The sequence below is a fragment of the Rhodococcus sp. JCM 9793 genome, from assembly GCF_055380405.1.
Map to the genome: position 1 here is coordinate 1,063,349 of NZ_AP043721.1, position 16,689 is coordinate 1,080,037.

Here is a 16,689-nt window from a genome sequence, read left to right on the forward strand (position 1 = left end):
CGCGGGATCAGGCGAGCTGCACGAGCTGGGTGCGCAGCGCCTGCTCGGTCTGCCGCACGGCCGTGCCCACGATGGGCTCGATGAGTTTGCCGAGGGCACGACCGGCGAGGCCGCCGGGAAGTTCGTAACCGAAGACGACGTCGAGCCGGGTCTGCTCGTTCTCGAGTTCGGCGAATCTCCACGAGGATGACGTGCAGAACCCCGAGATCGACGACAACACGATCGCCTTGTTGCGGTCCCATTCGACGATTTCGACGCGGGAATCGAGGTTCTTCGGGCCGACCCGCATGGTGGCATCGAACTTTGCCCCGAGGCCGTGGATCTGGTCGCTGACCGGCTCGAATCGGACCACGCCGAACATCCAGTCGGGGACGGTGCGGTGGTCGTCGATGTAGTCGAAGGCGACGTCGACGGGAACCTCCGCGACGGCGCTGTGGTGGACCTCGATCATGGCGGGCAGGTTCCCTTCAGGGCTCGTGTCTGTTACTCAGGGTATCTATTACTGTCCGGATCGGGAAGGGGTGTGTCCGGGTTTCTCCCCCGAAATGCCGGAAAAGCTGCTTCACTCTCCGTGGATCACGTGGTTCCCATCACGCAGGAGGCTTCGGTGAAGGTAAAAGCGGCAGTCATCAAGGGCGTAAACCAGCCGTGGGAGATCGAGGAGATCGATCTCGGCGACCCGGTGGCGGGTGAGGTGCAGGTCAAGCTGGCGGCGTCCGGACTGTGCCACTCCGACGAGCATCTGAGGACCGGAGCTTCACCGCTGCCGTCGTTCCCCGCGCTCGGCGGTCATGAGGGTGCCGGTGTCGTCACCAAGGTCGGACCGGGAGTCAGCAGTGTGGCGGAGGGTGACCACGTCGTTCTCGCGTTCATCCCGGCATGTGGGCGGTGTCGCTCGTGCGCGAAGGGGTTGCAGAACATCTGTGACGAGGGTGCCGGACTCCTCACCGGGAAAGCGATCTCCGACAAGACCAATCGCGTGACGCTGAACGGTGAGCCGGTCATTCAGATGTGCTTGCTCGGCACCTTCGCTCCGTATGTCACGGTCAACGAGGCCTCGGTCATCAAGATCGAGAAGGATATTCCGCTCGACAAGGCAGCGCTCCTCGGCTGCGGTGTCGCGACCGGCTGGGGATCGGCGACGGCGATCGGCGGCACCAAGGTCGGCGACGCGGTGGTGGTCATCGGTGTCGGTGGCGTCGGTATCAACTCCGTGCAGGGCGCTGCGCACGCGGGTGCGCGCTTCGTCATTGCGATCGACCCCGTCGAGTTCAAGCGGCAGAAGGCCAAGGAATTCGGGGCCACCCACACGTTCGCGTCGCTCGAGGAAGCCACTCCCGTGATCGGTGAAATCACTTGGGGTGCAATGGCCGACGTAACGATCATCACTGTCGGTGAGATCCACGGCGACATGATCGCACCGGCTCTCGCGGTGACTGCCAAGGGCGGTCAGGTGGTGGTCGTCGGCATGGGTGATGCCAGGGATATCGATGTCAAGATGAGTCTGTTCGAGCTCACGTTGCTCCAGAAGCGGGTGCAGGGCGCGATCTTCGGCGGGGTGGGCCCGCGTTCGCAGATTCCCAAGCTGCTCGAGCTGTACCGCAACAACCAGCTCGAACTCGACGGTCTCGTCACCAAGACATACAAGCTCGAAGAGATCAACGAGGGCTACGCCGACATGCTGGCCGGCAAGAACCTGCGCGGTGTCATCGTCTACGGCGACGACGACTACTGAGTCCGTGAGGGCGGCCGTCCTTTACCGTGATGCCCATGAACACGCGTGAGGATCAGGTCTCCGGCGACACCGGGTCGTGGCGACACTACGGCCCGGTGTCATTGCCGAAACCCCTGGCTGCGGCACTCGAGGCCTTCGCGGAGCGAGGCTACGACGGTACGTCGATCCGGGAAGTCGCCGCACGCGCGGAACTCTCCGTCCCCGGTCTGTATCACCATTACCCGTCGAAGCAGGCGCTTCTTGTGTCGCTGACGACGGCCGTCATGAACGAACTGCTGGACCGCAGTCGGCGTGCTCTCGCCGAAGCAGGCCCGACCCCGTCCGAGCGGTTCGACGCGGTGGTGGAGTCGCTGCTGAGGTTCCACATGTTCCGCCGCGACCAGGCCTTTGTCGCCTCCACGGAGATGCGCAGCATGGAGCCGGAGAGTCGTGAGGCATACGTCGCGCTGCGCGACGAACAGCAGCGCATGATCGACGAGATCATCGAGGCGGGTGTCGAGTCGGGCGAGTTCACCACACCGTTTCCCAAGGATGCGGGACGTGCGGTGGCCACGATGTGCATCGGGGTGGCCGATTGGTACCGCCCGGATGGCGCGCTCACGCCCGATGAACTCGTCGAGCGGAATCTTGCAATTGCGCGCAGTGCGGTGGGAGCGCGCTGAGTCCTGACTCCCCTTGACCGGACCGACACGGGTGTGTCACGGTATCCATGACCGAGCGATCGATCGGTCGGTCGGTGTGGAGAGGAAGTGATCATGGCAGTCGATCTGTCGTATTCGGATCAGGTAACGGGCCTGGTCGCAAAGACCGAAGCGTTCATCCGCGACCACGTGTTGCCCATCGAAGACGCGCACGGCGGTGACATCGCTGCGGCCGGCGGTGACACCATCCGTACCGATCTGCAGAAAGCCGCCAAGGATGCCGGTGTCTTCGCGCCGCACGCTCCCATCGAATACGGCGGCCACGGACTCGGCATGTCCGACCGCGCTCCCGTCTTCGAAGCGGCCGGCTATTCACTCTTCGGCCCCACCGCTCTGAACATCGCCGCGCCCGACGAGGGCAACGTCCACATGCTCGCCCATATCGCAAGCGACGAGCAGAAGCAGCAGTTCCTCGCGCCACTCGCGGCCGGCGACGTGCGGTCCGCGTTCGCGATGACCGAACCCGCACCCGGTGCAGGCGCAGACCCCAACGCGCTCAACACGCTTGCGGTGAAGGCATCGGGTGGTTGGAAGATCAACGGCCGCAAGCACTTCATCACCGGAGCCGATGGTGCCGGCTTCTTCATCATCATGGCCCGCACCTCCGGGGAACCCGGTAGACGTGGCGGGGCCACCATGTTCCTCGCGCCCGCCGACACCCCGGGGCTGACGGTCGGCCGGCATATCGGCACTCTCGACAAGTCCATGCTCGGGGGACACTGTGTGGTCGACTTCGAGGACCTGTTCGTCCCCGACTCCGCGGTGCTCGGTGAAGTCGACCAGGGTTTCTCCTACGCGCAGGTCCGGCTGGGGCCGGCCCGTATGACACACGTGATGCGATGGCTCGGCGCTGCCCGTCGCGGCCACGACGTTGCCGTCGGCTATGTCGCCGAACGTGAGGGTTTCGGATCGAAACTCGGCGACCTGGGCATGATCCAGAAGATGGTCGCCGACAACGAAATCGATATCGCCGCCACCCGCGCCCTGCTCACGCAGGCATGCTGGGAACTCGATCAGGGTTCACACGCCGCAAACGCCACGTCCATCGCGAAGACGTTCGCCGCCGAAGCGATCTTCCGGATCGTCGATCGGTCGGTGCAGATGTGCGGTGGTCTCGGTGTGTCCGAAGACCTTCCGCTCGCACGCCTCTCGCGAGAGGTTCGCCCGTTCCGTGTCTACGACGGACCGTCCGAGGTGCACCGCTGGGCTATCGCCAAGCGCACCGTCGGTGCCGCTCGTAGGGCTGCTGCAGCGAAGGCGGCCCAGTCGTGACCGCGCTGCGGTACGAGGGATTGGATCTTCCTGCCCTCCAGCGTTTCCTGTCGGAATCCGGGGTGGATCTCGACGGTGAACTACGCGCCGAACTCATCTCCGGCGGCAAATCGAACCTCACCTACGGGATCTTCGACGACACGTCGAAATGGGTTCTCCGTCGTCCCCCCACCGCGGGTCTGACGCCCTCTGCACACGACGTGGCACGCGAATACCGCATCACCACGGCGCTGCAGGACAGTGGAGTCCCGGTCGCGCAGACGGTCGCGCTGTGCGAGGACGACACGGTGATGGGTGCGCCGTTCACTGTCGTCGAACATATCGACGGGCGCGTGATCCGCAGCAAGAACGATCTCGACACGCTGACCGACGACGAGATCGACAGCTGCACCGACGAACTGGTACGGATCATCGCTGCGCTACACAACGTCGACTTCGCCGCGGTGGGTCTCGGCGAACTCGGTCGCCCCGACGGATATGTCACGCGGCAGGTGAAGTTGTGGGCGAGCCAGTGGGGGCGTGTCAAGACCCGCGAACTTCCTGACCTCGACCGCCTCCATGCAACCCTCGCCGACTCGATCCCCGAGTCGCCCGCGCCGTCGATCGTGCACGGCGACTACCGGATCGACAACACCATTCTCGACAAGAATGATGCGAGCAAGGTTGCCGCAGTGGTAGATTGGGAACTGTCCACGCTCGGTGATCCGCTCACCGATCTCGCGTTGATGTGCGTCTACCGGAACCCGGCGCTCGACGACGTGCTCGGTTTCCCGGCCGCGTGGACGAGCTCCCGGCTGCCGGCAGACACCGACCTCGTACAGCGCTACGCCGTGGCCTCCGGTCGCGAGATTGCACACTGGGACTTCTACATGGGTCTCGCGTATTTCAAGCTCGCCGTGATCGCCGAGGGGATCAACCACCGGTGGCGCGTCGGCGCGACAGTAGGAGACGGGTTCGACAAAGCCGGAGAAGCGGTTCCGGCGCTCGTCGCAGCCGGTCTCGAAGCAGTGAAGGGAGCGGCCTCGTGACCGCGAGTGCACTGGTGACCGGGGCGTCGCGTGGCATCGGATTCGGTGTCGCGATGAGGCTTGCCGAGCAGGGCTACGCCCTCACGATCTCGGCGCGCAACGAGGAGCGGCTCGAGAAGGCCGCCGTGCAACTGCGTGAGGCGGGTGCCTCCGAGGTGAATGCGCTCGCCGCGGATCTCGCCGATCCCGAAGTGGCAGCACAGCTGGTGAGTGCGCACGAAGAATCGTTCGGCACGATGCGTGCGCTGATCCTCAACGCCGGCGTCGGCACCGCGGGCGCGATCGCAGAATTTCCGGCGCGCCGCTTCGACAAGACGCTTGCGGTGAACCTTTCCGCACCGTTCGCGCTGCTCCAGGCCTCGTTGCCGTTGCTGCGGGCAGCCGCTGCCGCCGACCCGGGTCGCGGTGCGAAGGTCGTGGCGTTGTCGTCGATCACCGGTGTGTACGCCGAAGCCGGACTCGCGGCGTACGGGGCGACGAAGGCCGCGCTGATCTCCCTGGTCGAGACCCTCAATCTCGAGGAATCCGGCAATGGGGTCTCCGTGTCGGCGATCGCGCCTGCGTATGTAGATACCGACATGTCGGACTGGATCAAGGAGAAGATCCCCGCCGAGTCGATGCTCGAGGTGAACGATGTCGTCGAACTGGTCGACGCGCTGCTCAAGTTGTCGTCGCGGGCGGTGCTGCCGCGGCTGGTGCTCAGTCGCGCGGGATCGAGTCTGTACGAGGCTTGATGATGCTGCATCAGGGGGTGGGGTCAGTCGCCGTTTTCCTTCTCCTCGCCTCTACGTCGCAGGAAGCCGAAGCCGGGTACTCCCGTGATGGCTTGGCGCACGTCCTGGGCGACGCCCAGCAGTTCGTGAAGCTCGGGCCCGACGGATTCGAGGGTCGCGAGGATAGGCATGAGCCCGACCATGCGTTCGGAAAGTTCCGGGAACTGGTCGAGCATCAGGATCGCCGCGCGCACTTCCTCGGGTGACAGTTCGTCGAGGAACTGCGATGCCAAGGGTGCTGCCTGCGTGGCGAGTGGTGCGTAGGTGTCGAGGAGCTCGCCCGCGACGGCGGTGCTGGTGCCCGCAGACTCGACGACCTGCTCGGCTCGTGCAGCCACATCGGCAGCCTCCCCGACGACCTGCGTCGTCGATTCGATCACCGCGGCAGCGTGGGCGACAGCTGCGGCCGCATCGGTGACGACATCGTCGACTCGTGCGACGAGCTTTTCGGCCGTGTCGAGCAGGGCTTCGACGCGGGCAGGAACCGTTGCCGCGAACACGGCGGTGGCGACCGTGCGCTCGGCGAGGGTGCGGGCCATACCGGTGACCGGTCCGACGAGGGGCAATGCGGGCAGCGAGATCATCCGCTCATAGTGCAGGAACGAACCACCTCACGTTTTCACCACCCCGTGCGTCTACCTCATGTAGACCTTGCACCGGATGGAAGGATCGAAGCCGTGACCGCATCGCGTACCCACATCGTGATCGGCTCGCCGATCGGCGAGTTGACCCTGGTGAACACCGACGGCGTGCTGTCGGGCCTGTACATGGCCGATCACCACCCCGCACCTGATCGCGACAGTTTCGGGCCGCAGACGGAGGAGGGGTTCGAGGAGGCAATCGACCAGCTCCGCGAGTACTTCGACGGCGCGCGCACGACGTTCACGGTCCCCCTTGCCCCGGTCGGCACCGAGTTCCAGCACACCGTGTGGACCGCTCTCCGAGCCATCGAATTCGGAACCACCTCGACTTACGGGGAGGTGGCGGCCGCGATCGGCCGGCCTACCGCGGTGCGGGCGGTCGCGGCGGCCAACGCACGGAATCCGCTGAGCATCGTCGTTCCGTGTCATCGCGTCATCGGTAGCAGCGGCAGACTCACCGGGTATGCCGGGGGAGTGGAGCGTAAACAGTTCCTCCTCGAGCAGGAGGCGCGGATCGCCCATGCCCCGACACCGGCCTGACGGGCACCTACCACCATTCGAGCGGGTCGTCGCCGACCACGGCCCGACCGTGCTCCGGGTGTGCCGCGCAATGCTCAGCGCCGCCGACGCCGACGACGCGTGGTCGGAGACGTTTCTCGCTGCCTTGCGTGCCTATCCGGATCTGAAGCCGGGTGCCAACATCGAGGCGTGGCTCGTGACCATCGCGCACCGCAAGTCGATCGACGTTCACCGCGTGCACGGTCGGGCGCCGCTACCCACTGAGGTATTGCCCGAGCGGGCCTCGACCACGGATCTCCCCGGCACCGGAGACGACGAACTGTGGGGCGAGGTTGCGGCATTGCCGTTCACTCAGCGTGCCACGCTCGTCTACCACTACATCGGCGGATTGCCGTACGCAGAGATCGGTGAACTCCTCGGCAGCACCGCGGAAGCCGCGCGCCGCGCAGCCTCCGACGGTCGTGCAGCGTTGCGTCGTCACTACAGCACCGAGATAGGGAGCGTGTCATGACTTTTCCTATGCCATCGGTCTCGACGTCCGATCTTGCGTGGCTGCGTCAGCGACTCACGGTCGATGCCGCCGCCGCCGGTCTCCTCGACGTCGCCTACCGGATCGTCGACACGCCGGTCGGGCCGCTGCTGCTCGCCGCGACCGAGGCGGGGCTCGTGCGGGTCGCATACATCGCCGACGGCCGGGACGACGTGCTGGACGACCTCGCTGCGCGCATCAGCCCCCGCATTCTCGAAACGCCCGAACGACTCGACACCGCGGCGGCCCAGCTCGACGAGTACTTCGAGGGCACGCGGGCGTCGTTCGATCTGCCCCTCGACTTCCGGCTCGCGACCGGATTCCGGCGCGAGGTGATCACGCACCTACCCGACATCGCGTACGGGCACACTGCCAGTTACGCCGAGGTCGCCGCGGCCGCCGGTAGCCCGAGGGCTGTTCGTGCGGTGGGTACGGCCTGCGCGAAAAACCCTCTGCCCGTGATTGTTCCCTGTCATCGGGTGGTGCGTAGCGACGGCGGGATCGGGCAGTACGCCGGGGGCGTCGAGGCGAAACGGATTCTGCTGAGTCTCGAGGCGGCGGCATGACCACCCTGCGTCTGCCGTTGACGCCGCCGTTCGCCGTGTCGGCGATGCTCGACGCATTGCGGAGTCACACCGTCGCAGGCCACGAACGGCACGATGCTCAGACCGGCACCCACAGCCGTGCGGTCCGGGGTCGTGGAGGTCCCGCGGTCGTGTCGGTGACGTTCGAGAACGATCCGGACGCCGCGTATGTCAGCGCGCGGATCGTTGCCACCGATGATCGAGATGTGCCCGAACTCGAACAGTGCCTCCTCGCCTGGCTCGATCTCGACGCCGAACCGACCGTGATCGACGCGGCGTTGGGCACAGATCCGTTGTTGGCACCGTTCATCGCAGCCCGGCCCGGTCTTCGCGTGCTCGGCAGCACCGACTGGTTCGCGACTGCCGTGCAGACAGTGCTCGGGCAACAAGTGAGCCTCGCGGCGGGCTCGACCTTCACCTCGAGACTCGTTGCAGAATATGGTGATCCCGCGCCTGACGGGTTGCGATGTTTCCCGACGCCGCAGCGTCTCGCGGCTGCGGATCCGGACGAACTGAAGGCGGCGGTGCGGGTCACGGGTGCGCGCTCCCGCACGGTGCACACACTCGCGACCGCCGCGGCCGACGGGCTCGACGCGACGTCGACGGCCGACTTCCGAACAGAACTGCTGGCCCTGCCCGGGATCGGGCCGTGGACCGTCGACTACCTGTCGCTGCGTGCACTCGGCGACCGCGACGCGTATCCCTCCGGCGACCTGGTGCTGCGTCGAGCGCTGGGAGGCGTCACTGCCGGTGAGGCGACCGCGCGCGCCGAATCGTGGCGGCCGTGGAGGGCGTACGCCGTGTCGCACCTGTGGACACACGCGGCCTATGCGAAGTCCGCGTGTGCGGCGCCGCCCCCGTCGACCGCGGCACGATGATGCCACCGGTCAGTTGGTGACCCACAACTCTTCAGGCAACGGTGATCCCAGCGTGTACATGGTCACACCATGCAGATCCTTGCTCAGCGTGACGGAAGGTGCTGCCTTGACGTACCAGATGCCCGGGTTCAGTGCGACGAGCCGTTCCTGCGCGGTCTTGTACGCCGCTTGGCGTTCCTCCACCGTCGTGCCGACGCGGCCTGCATCCAGCGCGGCATTGAGTTCCGGATCGTTGATCCCGGTGAAGTTGCCCACGGAATCACCATGGAACGCGGTCCACAGCGAGTAATCCGGGTCTTGAGTGATCGCGGACGAGATCAGCATGTCGAAGTCTCGCGCGCCGGCTCGGCCGGTGAGCGTGGCAAAGTCGGCAATCTCGACCTGGGCTTCGACGTTCTGGAACGCGCTCAGCTGAGCCTGCAATGCTTCCGCAACCTCTTTGCTCTCCGGCGTGGGATAGGACAGGAATGTGAACTTCACCGGCTTACCCTCTGCCGCAAGCTCGTCGAACAGTTTCTGAGCAGTGTCCTTGTCCTGCGTGGGCAATGCAACATCCACGAAGAACGGCGACGATTCGGGAAAGAGAGTGGCCGGGTACTCGGCGGCACCGTTGAAGACGGCGGCATTGATCGCATCCAGATCGGTGGCAAGTGCCACGGCTCGACGTGCCCGCTCGTCGTCGAACGGCGCACGGCGGAAGTTCATACCGAGAATCTGTCCGCCACCGGTCTGCACGACTTCGGTCGGGAACCCGGCCACCTCGGTATTTGCCAGAATCTCCCAACTGGACTCCGACGACAGATCTGCGCTGCCGGTCGTGATCGCATTGAACCGCTGGTTGGTGTCGGTCGAGGTGCGAACGGTAATGCGATCCAGGTAGGGCTTCGGCGCATCCCAGTAGCCCGGGTTCTTCTCGAGTTCGATCACGCTCTGGCGGGTCCACTCGGTGAGGGTGAACGGGCCTGCACCTACCGGGTTCTCGTCGAACGCAGCTTGACCCTTCTGGAGTGCGGCGGGCGACGCGATCCAATTCATCGATGTGCCGAGCATGCCCTGCGGGAAGTGTGGATTCGGCGCCGCCAGCGTGATCGTCAACGTGGTCGGGTCGACCACCTCGGAGTTCGTCACCTGGGCGGCTTGCCTGATCGCCGTCGAACCCAGGGCCGGATCGCGCAAGCGATCCCAATTGAATTTGACCGCCGAAGCATCGAGCGGGGTGCCGTCGGTGAACGTCAGACCCGGCTGCAGAGTCAGCGTGAATGTGGTTCCGCCGTCTGCGGTGGAGAAATCTGTGGCCATCTTGTATTCGATCTCGAACGTGTCGAGATTATTGATCATCAATGTCCCGTACAGGGCGTTACCGACGACCGGCTGATGCGAGAAAGTATTGGACAGAGACGCAGGGTCGAGGGATCGCGGCTCTGCGGGTTGCAGGACATCGGCCGTCCCACCGGCGACGGGGTCGCCGTCCTCGGCGCCGACCGAGGTCTGGCTTCCGGTGTCGGTACCCGAAGCGCCGCATGCGCTCAGGAGGAGCGCGCCGGCGCAGGCCGTTGCGGTCAGGAATTGTCTGGATCGGAACATCGTCGACCTCTCAGTATTCAGACAGTGAACGGCCAATAGGTGTGTCACGACGGACGGGCGGTGAGAGCACGAACGTGGTGCGCAGGGCGCCTGATGGGCAGTGAAGAGAGTGAGGAAAGGCAACCGACGTCAGGGCAGGTTCGGGCTTTCCACGACACGGGGGTTCCGTCGCGCCTTGTGGGCCACATCGCGGAAGAGTGTGATTCTGATATTAGGAAAGTCACATTCTTATCGATGAGAATACAACACTGGAGCCCGCTTGGGGAGGGCAATTCACCGGCGCGGAGGAGCCCCTACTCCGCGGGCTCGGACTCACCGTCGGCGTAGGAAGGGCGGACGTCGGTCGACATGGGGAAGCGGACCGCGGTGTCGCCGAACATCAACCTGGTCGCTGCCCCGACCGACGCCTCGATGTGTGCGGCGGCGGCGTCGGCATTACGGGTGTGCACCACGACCTCGTCGTGCTGGAAGAACACCAACTCGCCGTCGCGGCCGTCCGGTGCCGTCGCGAGCCTGCGTCGCAGTTCGGCCAGCACACACAACGCCCACTCCGCGGCCGTGGCCTGGACGACGAAATTTCGGGTGAAACGTCCGCGGGCACGCACGTCGCCGTGCGAGTGAAATCCGGGTTCCGGTGGGGGACAGGCACGCCCGAGCCATGAATGCACGACCTCCCCGCGCTCCCCGGCGCGGGCTGCGCGTTCGACGAATTCGACTGCGTCGGGAAAGCTCCTGCGCAGCACCGTCAGCAGCGCACGAGAATCACCGGAGGTCGCGCCGTAGAGCACACCGAGCACCGCGACCTTCGCTTTCGCGCGATCTCCCCCGAACGCTGTTGCCGCCACCGGGGCGTACAGGTCGTCACCGCCCGCAGCCGCGACCATGCGGGGATCTCCCGACATGGCGGCGAGGATGCGGGGTTCGAGCTGTCCGGCGTCGGCGATGACGAAGGTATGCCCGGGGTCGGCGACCACGCTCGACCGCAACGCCTTGGGGATCTGCAGGGCGCCGCCACCGCGGCTCGCCCACCGCCCGGAGACCACCGCGCCAGGAACGTACACGGGGCGGAAGCGATTGTCGTGAACCCACGTGTCGAGCCAACTCCACCCGTTGGTGCTGTACAGCTTCGACAGGTCGCGGTGCCGCAACAACAACGGCACCGCGGGATGGTCGAGTTCGCGCAGTACATGTTTTCGAGTCGACGTCAGCTCGATACCTTCGCGACGGAACGCATCGAGCACCTCGACGTGCGACGCCGGATTCACGGGCCGGCCGAACACGGTCTGGATCTCCTCGATCACCTCGGCGATCCGCGTCGGTTGCTCGTACCCGAGGGGGCGTCGGCCGAGGGTGCGCTCGAGCAGGGCGCGGTGCGCGTCGACCGAGAACGGTAATCCGTCGAAACCCATTTCGGCGGCGGCGAGTGTCCCGGCGGATTCGGCTGCCACGAGCAGATCGAGACGGCGGTCGGTAGCCGTGCGGCGACGTTGCTCGGCGAATCGCTCGATCACGGTGGCGATGCCGACGCCGGGCGCCGCGTCGAACAGCCCGGGTCTTTCGTCCACCGGTTCCTCGACGGGATCCGGTGGGATCCCGTCGCGCGTGTTCAGGATTGCGGCGGTGGTCGCCAGATCGTGGCACCGCTGCACCCGCACACCGGCGCGCAGCAGCTCCGGGTACACGGTCGCGGTGGAGGTCCACACCCATCGCGGGCTGCGAGAGGATTCGAGCTCCGTCACGGTCGCAGCGAGATCGCGACACTCCCAGATATCGCCCACTGGGACGCCGGCGTCGTCGATCAGGGCGACGCTGCCACCGCGCACACCCCCGCTCGCGGAGGGATGAGGAACGACGACGGCGCGCATCGGTTCAGGGTACGGATCAGCGAGGAATCTCGGCGCCCCAGGCCCAGGAGTGATCTCACTGACCGGCCGGCCCCGATCTATTGGCATCAGCGATCGGCTACGCTGATCGCCTTTGGATTGCAATCGGTGTCCACACCTCAGGGGGAGCCTGCTTTGTCCGATCGGAACAATATGGGTGACGATGGCCGAGTCGACCCCGTCCGTTTGTCCAGTGGCAGTGGCCAACTGGATGATTCGACAGGCACCGCACCTACGTCGGCCCCTACCCGGACGCGCTCGGCCTCCACCCGGTTCTTCGAGTTCCCCCTTGTATGGGGTTTGGTCGGAATCGTCGGTGTCGCTGCGGTGGCGGGGCTGACTGCACAGGGTGTGGCACTGCCGATTGTGGGTGCGGTGGCTGCGGTTGCGGTCTACTGGCTGGTCATGCGGTTCGTCGCCCACCGCGAGGTCCCGGAGATCAGGCGTGCACACGCCGTGCGGCTGGCCCTGCTGGGTGGTGCGATCGGGTTCGGGTTCATCGCGGTGTCGATGCTCGCCGTGGTCACCGAGTTCACCATCACCGGCGGCTCCGGGAACGCCTTCGACATCGTTGTAGGCATTGTCGCGGTCGCGATCGGTGCGGCCGTCACCGAGGAACTGATCTTCCGAGGCTTCGCGCTGCAGGTTTTGGAACGACTCTGCGGCAGCTGGCTGGCCCTGGCGATCACGGCGTTGTTGTTCGGGGGCTTGCACCTGGCCAACCCCGGCGCCACGTTGTGGAGTTCGTTCGCGATCGCGGTGGAGGCGGGCGTCCTGCTCGGCGCCGCGTTCCTGTGGAAGCGCAGCATCTGGCTGGTCGTAGGCCTGCATTTCACGTGGAACGCCACTGTCGGGCTGCTCGGCATCCCCGTGTCGGGCCACCCGTCGTCCGGCCTGCTGACCACCACCCCGACAGGGCCGACGCTGCTCACCGGTGGCGACTTCGGATTGGAAGCCTCGATCGTCCCCGTCGTGGTGAGCCTGCTGTTGGCCATCCCCATGCTCGTTGCCGCCCACCGCCGCGGCAACATCGTGCCTTTTCGTCGCAGCCAGCGCGTGGGATAGAAGGGCCGTTCAAGGCCGGGTAGCAGACTCTCCGCTCTCGGAGGCGGACACGGTGTCGCCCGCCAGTAATTCGGTGGAACGATGGAATCCTCGACGGTCGTACAGCCACGTCACCACAGCGCCGAGGACCACGCCGACGGCGAGGCCCACGAGTGTCATCGCGACGCCGTGCGTCAGTCCTGCGGCGCCGTGGCCGTCGAAGTAGAGGATCGCGCGGGTCGCGATGTAGATCTGATGCATCGGCTCGAATGTCGACAGCCATTCGAACATCTTGGGCATCGCCTCGATCGGGACGGTGCCACCGGATGACGGTAGCCCCAGCACGATGAAGATGAACAGGTTCACGAGCAGACCTGCGGATCCGAACACGGACATCACCGACACCGAGGTGATGCCGACCGCGCTGATCGCGAGTGCCCCGTATTCCCACATCAGCAGGGCGCGCGGCACAGGCATGCCGAGGGCTGTCCCGATCCACAGATACAGCGCCGACACGATCAGTGACAGGACGACGATGATTCCCCACTTGATGAGCAACACCGTCAACCGGGACATGCGGGTGGTCTCTCTGTTGATGTAGAGCGGCCCGTATTCGGTGGGGATGAACCCGAGAGCGGTGTCGACGAGAGTGTTCACGATCGTGGCGCCGGTGAATCCCGCGAGGATCAGCAGCAGCGTGAAATAGAACGCGGACAGGCCGGCGCCGGTGCCTTCGGGCAGCGGTTTGTGTTCGACGTTCAGGACGTTGATCGGGTCCTGGAGGGTGAGCAGGCTTCCACCCGACAACTGCAGGTCGGGTGCGGTTTCGGCGAGGGTGTTCGTGACCTGGGTGGTGAGCTGTTCGCCGACCGTCTCGTTGACCTGGGTCATGGCGGTGTCGCCGATGATGTCGACGATGCCGGTCGAGAACGTTCCGGTGCGGGGATTCGAGTAGACCGTGATGATCGGTCTTTCGATATCGCCGGGCACGACGCTGCCCTGCGCGAGAATCGATGTGCGTTTGGTGAAGTCGCTGGGGATCACGATCGCGCCGTACAACGTCCCGTTATCGAGGCCGGAGTTGGCCGCGGAGATGCCCATCTCCTGCATGTCGATCTGTGCAGGGTCGATGCCGTCCAGGATCGCGGCGGTGATCTCGATCCCGAGGTTCCGCGGTTCGTCGTCGCCGGGCATCACGTCCCCGACGTCCTGGTTGACGATCGCCATCGGGAATTCGCGCAGGTTCTCGGTCGGATTGACCATGCTGGCCAGATAGAAGTAGCCGAGCGCGGACATCACCGCGGCCACAACGACGAGCGGTGCGAGCCAGAAGCGAGGGCCGCGCAATGTGCCGCGATGGGGATCGGGCGCGATGTCAGTTGAACTCACCCATTGATTGTGCACATGTGTGTGCGGATTCGTACCCGACCGACGGAGGCAAGTGCTCGAGCGCACGCCGACCGGACGGCTGGGGTGGGGCTCACGTCGGCCTGTAGGAGTGACCCACGGAAATGCTGTCGACGTCGGATGCCCGGCCTTCGGGCGCATCGCTGGTTATGGTCGAAAGGTGACTGCTCGCGTGGGGCTCGTCGTGGCCGGCGGCGGTGCCCGTGGCGCGTACGAAGCCGGTGCCATCACCACGTTGCTGCCGCGCCTGGGCCGGTCCCCGACGATTCTGGTGGGAACCAGCGCCGGCGCTCTCAACGTGGTCGGATTGGCCGGCAACGCTCACCTCGGTTTCGATCGGGCGGCCGAACGTGTGGTGTCGCTGTGGAGTTCGGTGTCGCTCGACGACGTGTTCTCGGTGACCGGCAGCGTCGTGGGCGGCGGGTTGCGCTATCTGGGTCAACTCGCCGGTCTACCGATGCGGCTACCGAGCCTGTTCGACACCACCCGGATGCGCGAGACGATCACATCCTTGGTCTCGTTCGAACAGCTGCACGAGAACATCGACCGGGGACTGGTCGATGTCGTCGCGGTCGCGGCGACCTCGGTGGCGACCGGCGGGACCGTCATGTTCGTGCACAGACACCCCTCGATCCCGTTGCCGTCGTACGACGCGAACCGCAACATCACCTACGTCGACACCACGCTGGGACCTGAACATGTTCTTGCATCCGCGGCGGTGCCGGCACTGTTCCGGCCCATCTACATCGACACCCCGCGGGAGTGGGCCGGCTGGTACCTCGACGGCGGGGTGCGGCTGAACATGCCTCTCAAACCTGCCGTTCAGATGGGCGCCACCCGCCTGGGGGTAGTGGCGACCCGCCCTCGGTACTGGCCGCGGGGATCGCCTTCGCAACAGCCGACCGGCGCGGGGGAGCCCGACGTGTTCGACGCTGTCGGGGTGATCCTGCGGGCCATGCTTGTCGATCGGATGGTCGAGGATCTGCATCGTCTCGAGTCTCGCAACGTCACCGCAGGCACGAGCGAAACGCACTTCCGTCACATCGAGGCCGAGTTCGCCGGTCCGCCTCGGGAAGGGGTCGATGCTCTCGCGGTCCTGGCCGGGCAGGTCCTGCAGCGACGAAGCGGCGGGCTCCGTCGCTTGCAGAACCCTCAGTTGGGATCGCTGGCCCGACTCGTCGGCGGCGCATCCGCCGATCGCGCGGATTTGCTGAGCTTCCTGCTCTTCGACCCCGCCTTCACCTCACGAGCCGTCGAGTTGGGTCGTGCCGACGGCAGGCTCGGTGCCCCTGCCTAGCGCAGGATGTCGCCGAGCGACGTCGCTGCCGCGACCACTGCTGCGCCGATCCGCTCTTTGTCGGCGGCGGTGAACACGGAGACGCCGACCGCGGCCTGAGTTCCGCCGGGGCGACCCCGAACGCCGGCGGAGATACCGATGGTCGTGGAAACGACTTCGCCCGCCGAGACCGCGTACCCGAGTCGGCGTGCCTGCTCCACCTCCGGGCGTTCATCGGAGGTCGGGGGCAGAGATGCCAATATCGCGAGGCCCGCGGAGCCGCGATCGACGGGATGTACCTGGCCGGGACGAAAAGCGATGTGCACCTGGGCTCGGCGCGGCTCGATCACCATCATGGCGCGGACCGTCGTGTCCGATTCGCGGACCACGAGGTGAGCGGTCGCTTCGACGGTGTCAGCGAGATCCTCGAGGATCGGTCGCGCGAGCGTGCGGAGGTCCTGCTCGACCGATTCGGAGAGCGTGACGAGCCCGGCTCCCAGTGCGACCCGCTTGTAATCGTCGCGACGGCACAGGCGATGCGCCTCGAGGGTTCGGATCAACCGGTGAGCCACTGTCCGGTGGACGCCGATGCCTTCGGCGATCTCGCTGACGGACAACCCATTCGGGTGTGCGGCCAGCAATTCGAGGATCTCGAGCCCGTTGTGCAGTGTCTTGGACATGCCCGAATCGGGTTCGACTCGTGGCATGTCGAGGCCTTGTATAGGCGCAGCCTCATCCTGCATTTGGGTCATCTTGCCCGGTACCTCCTTGACGTTTGTGAACTGTAACACCTAGCATCTTCATTAATCGCACATGCAGTGCGATTATCGCACAA

General features: G+C 65.7%; 17 protein-coding genes. 11 read left to right on the forward strand and 6 right to left on the reverse strand.

From position 1 onward, the window contains the following. Positions 1-7: 7 nt before the first annotated feature. Positions 8-451 (reverse strand): SRPBCC family protein, encoded by a 444-nt coding sequence (locus ACZ46K_RS07150; protein WP_054806300.1) that lies wholly within the window; start codon positions 449-451, stop codon positions 8-10. 156 nt (positions 452-607) lie between these two features. On the opposite strand from ACZ46K_RS07150, the gene ACZ46K_RS07155 reads away from it, so the two are divergent. The 5 genes from ACZ46K_RS07155 to ACZ46K_RS07175 all read left to right on the forward strand — a co-directional run bounded on the left by ACZ46K_RS07155 (position 608) and on the right by ACZ46K_RS07175 (position 5,470). Continuing rightward, positions 608-1,735, forward strand: coding sequence for an NDMA-dependent alcohol dehydrogenase (locus tag ACZ46K_RS07155; RefSeq protein ID WP_464747368.1), 1,128 nt, complete (start codon positions 608-610; stop codon positions 1,733-1,735). A gap of 35 nt (positions 1,736-1,770) precedes the next feature. Beyond that, complete coding sequence (locus ACZ46K_RS07160) at positions 1,771-2,397, forward strand: TetR family transcriptional regulator (RefSeq protein ID WP_054806303.1); 627 nt, start codon at positions 1,771-1,773, stop codon at positions 2,395-2,397. Between the two features lie 93 nt (positions 2,398-2,490). Further along, positions 2,491-3,708: an acyl-CoA dehydrogenase family protein gene (locus ACZ46K_RS07165; protein WP_464747370.1), complete on the forward strand. Its 1,218-nt coding sequence runs from the start codon at positions 2,491-2,493 to the stop codon at positions 3,706-3,708. Further along, positions 3,705-4,736, forward strand: coding sequence for a phosphotransferase family protein (locus ACZ46K_RS07170; protein WP_054806299.1), 1,032 nt, complete (start codon positions 3,705-3,707; stop codon positions 4,734-4,736). Before ACZ46K_RS07165 ends, ACZ46K_RS07170 begins: the two co-directional genes overlap by 4 nt. Then, a complete protein-coding gene (locus tag ACZ46K_RS07175) occupies positions 4,733-5,470 on the forward strand; it encodes an SDR family NAD(P)-dependent oxidoreductase (RefSeq protein WP_054806298.1) in 738 nt (245 codons plus the stop codon). The genes ACZ46K_RS07170 and ACZ46K_RS07175 overlap by 4 nt, the downstream gene beginning before the upstream one ends. Positions 5,471-5,493: 23 nt before the next feature. Here the strand turns inward: ACZ46K_RS07175 and ACZ46K_RS07180 are convergent, their stop codons facing one another. After that, positions 5,494-6,093, reverse strand: a complete 600-nt coding sequence (locus ACZ46K_RS07180) for a hypothetical protein (RefSeq protein WP_054806297.1) — start codon at positions 6,091-6,093, stop codon at positions 5,494-5,496. Positions 6,094-6,186: 93 nt separating this feature from the next. On the opposite strand from ACZ46K_RS07180, the gene ACZ46K_RS07185 reads away from it, so the two are divergent. The 4 genes from ACZ46K_RS07185 to ACZ46K_RS07200 are packed head-to-tail and all read left to right on the forward strand — an operon-like array spanning position 6,187 to position 8,660. Next, a complete protein-coding gene (locus tag ACZ46K_RS07185) occupies positions 6,187-6,690 on the forward strand; it encodes a methylated-DNA--[protein]-cysteine S-methyltransferase (protein WP_054810122.1) in 504 nt (167 codons plus the stop codon). Then, positions 6,671-7,180, forward strand: coding sequence for an RNA polymerase sigma factor (locus ACZ46K_RS07190; RefSeq protein WP_464747373.1), 510 nt, complete (start codon positions 6,671-6,673; stop codon positions 7,178-7,180). Before ACZ46K_RS07185 ends, ACZ46K_RS07190 begins: the two co-directional genes overlap by 20 nt. Next, positions 7,177-7,764 carry a methylated-DNA--[protein]-cysteine S-methyltransferase gene (locus tag ACZ46K_RS07195; RefSeq protein WP_464747375.1) on the forward strand — a complete coding sequence of 196 codons (588 nt, stop codon included), beginning with the start codon at positions 7,177-7,179 and terminating at the stop codon, positions 7,762-7,764. The genes ACZ46K_RS07190 and ACZ46K_RS07195 overlap by 4 nt, the downstream gene beginning before the upstream one ends. Continuing rightward, the gene (locus tag ACZ46K_RS07200) at positions 7,761-8,660 is read left to right on the forward strand and encodes a DNA-3-methyladenine glycosylase family protein (RefSeq protein WP_464747377.1); all 900 of its coding nucleotides are present in this window, start codon (positions 7,761-7,763) and stop codon (positions 8,658-8,660) included. Before ACZ46K_RS07195 ends, ACZ46K_RS07200 begins: the two co-directional genes overlap by 4 nt. A 9-nt stretch (positions 8,661-8,669) precedes the next feature. Here the strand turns inward: ACZ46K_RS07200 and ACZ46K_RS07205 are convergent, their stop codons facing one another. Beyond that, entirely contained in the window at positions 8,670-10,244 is a 1,575-nt protein-coding gene (locus tag ACZ46K_RS07205) for an ABC transporter substrate-binding protein (RefSeq protein ID WP_464747379.1), read from the reverse strand. A 293-nt stretch (positions 10,245-10,537) separates the two neighbouring features. Next, entirely contained in the window at positions 10,538-12,109 is a 1,572-nt protein-coding gene (locus ACZ46K_RS07210; RefSeq protein WP_464747382.1) for a bifunctional 3'-5' exonuclease/DNA polymerase, read from the reverse strand. 318 nt (positions 12,110-12,427) lie between these two features. On the opposite strand from ACZ46K_RS07210, the gene ACZ46K_RS07215 reads away from it, so the two are divergent. After that, positions 12,428-13,192, forward strand: a complete 765-nt coding sequence (locus ACZ46K_RS07215; RefSeq protein ID WP_054810053.1) for a CPBP family glutamic-type intramembrane protease — start codon at positions 12,428-12,430, stop codon at positions 13,190-13,192. 9 nt (positions 13,193-13,201) lie between these two features. On the opposite strand, the gene ACZ46K_RS07220 is transcribed toward ACZ46K_RS07215, so the two are convergent. Beyond that, positions 13,202-14,560 (reverse strand): DUF3533 domain-containing protein, encoded by a 1,359-nt coding sequence (locus ACZ46K_RS07220; RefSeq protein WP_054810054.1) that lies wholly within the window; start codon positions 14,558-14,560, stop codon positions 13,202-13,204. 178 nt (positions 14,561-14,738) lie between these two features. Here ACZ46K_RS07220 and ACZ46K_RS07225 point away from each other — a divergent pair, with 178 nt between their 5' ends. Beyond that, a complete protein-coding gene (locus ACZ46K_RS07225) occupies positions 14,739-15,875 on the forward strand; it encodes a patatin-like phospholipase family protein (RefSeq protein ID WP_464747383.1) in 1,137 nt (378 codons plus the stop codon). Here ACZ46K_RS07225 and ACZ46K_RS07230 read toward each other — a convergent pair. Beyond that, positions 15,872-16,534: an IclR family transcriptional regulator gene (locus ACZ46K_RS07230; protein ID WP_464747386.1), complete on the reverse strand. Its 663-nt coding sequence runs from the start codon at positions 16,532-16,534 to the stop codon at positions 15,872-15,874. The two genes, ACZ46K_RS07225 and ACZ46K_RS07230, sit on opposite strands and share 4 nt — an antisense overlap. Positions 16,535-16,689 lie beyond the last annotated feature (155 nt).

What these genes read in the sequence shown, in the direction of transcription:
- ACZ46K_RS07150 (WP_054806300.1), bottom strand. Translation starts at nt 451, where the DNA reads ATGATCGAGGTCCACCACAGCGCCGTCGCGGAGGTTCCCGTCGACGTC.
- ACZ46K_RS07160 (WP_054806303.1), top strand. Translation starts at nt 1,771, where the DNA reads ATGAACACGCGTGAGGATCAGGTCTCCGGCGACACCGGGTCGTGGCGA.
- ACZ46K_RS07165 (WP_464747370.1), top strand. Translation starts at nt 2,491, where the DNA reads ATGGCAGTCGATCTGTCGTATTCGGATCAGGTAACGGGCCTGGTCGCA.
- ACZ46K_RS07180 (WP_054806297.1), bottom strand. Translation starts at nt 6,093, where the DNA reads ATGATCTCGCTGCCCGCATTGCCCCTCGTCGGACCGGTCACCGGTATG.
- ACZ46K_RS07190 (WP_464747373.1), top strand. Translation starts at nt 6,671, where the DNA reads ATGCCCCGACACCGGCCTGACGGGCACCTACCACCATTCGAGCGGGTC.
- ACZ46K_RS07195 (WP_464747375.1), top strand. Translation starts at nt 7,177, where the DNA reads ATGACTTTTCCTATGCCATCGGTCTCGACGTCCGATCTTGCGTGGCTG.
- ACZ46K_RS07200 (WP_464747377.1), top strand. Translation starts at nt 7,761, where the DNA reads ATGACCACCCTGCGTCTGCCGTTGACGCCGCCGTTCGCCGTGTCGGCG.
- ACZ46K_RS07205 (WP_464747379.1), bottom strand. Translation starts at nt 10,244, where the DNA reads ATGTTCCGATCCAGACAATTCCTGACCGCAACGGCCTGCGCCGGCGCG.
- ACZ46K_RS07210 (WP_464747382.1), bottom strand. Translation starts at nt 12,109, where the DNA reads ATGCGCGCCGTCGTCGTTCCTCATCCCTCCGCGAGCGGGGGTGTGCGC.
- ACZ46K_RS07230 (WP_464747386.1), bottom strand. Translation starts at nt 16,534, where the DNA reads ATGTCCAAGACACTGCACAACGGGCTCGAGATCCTCGAATTGCTGGCC.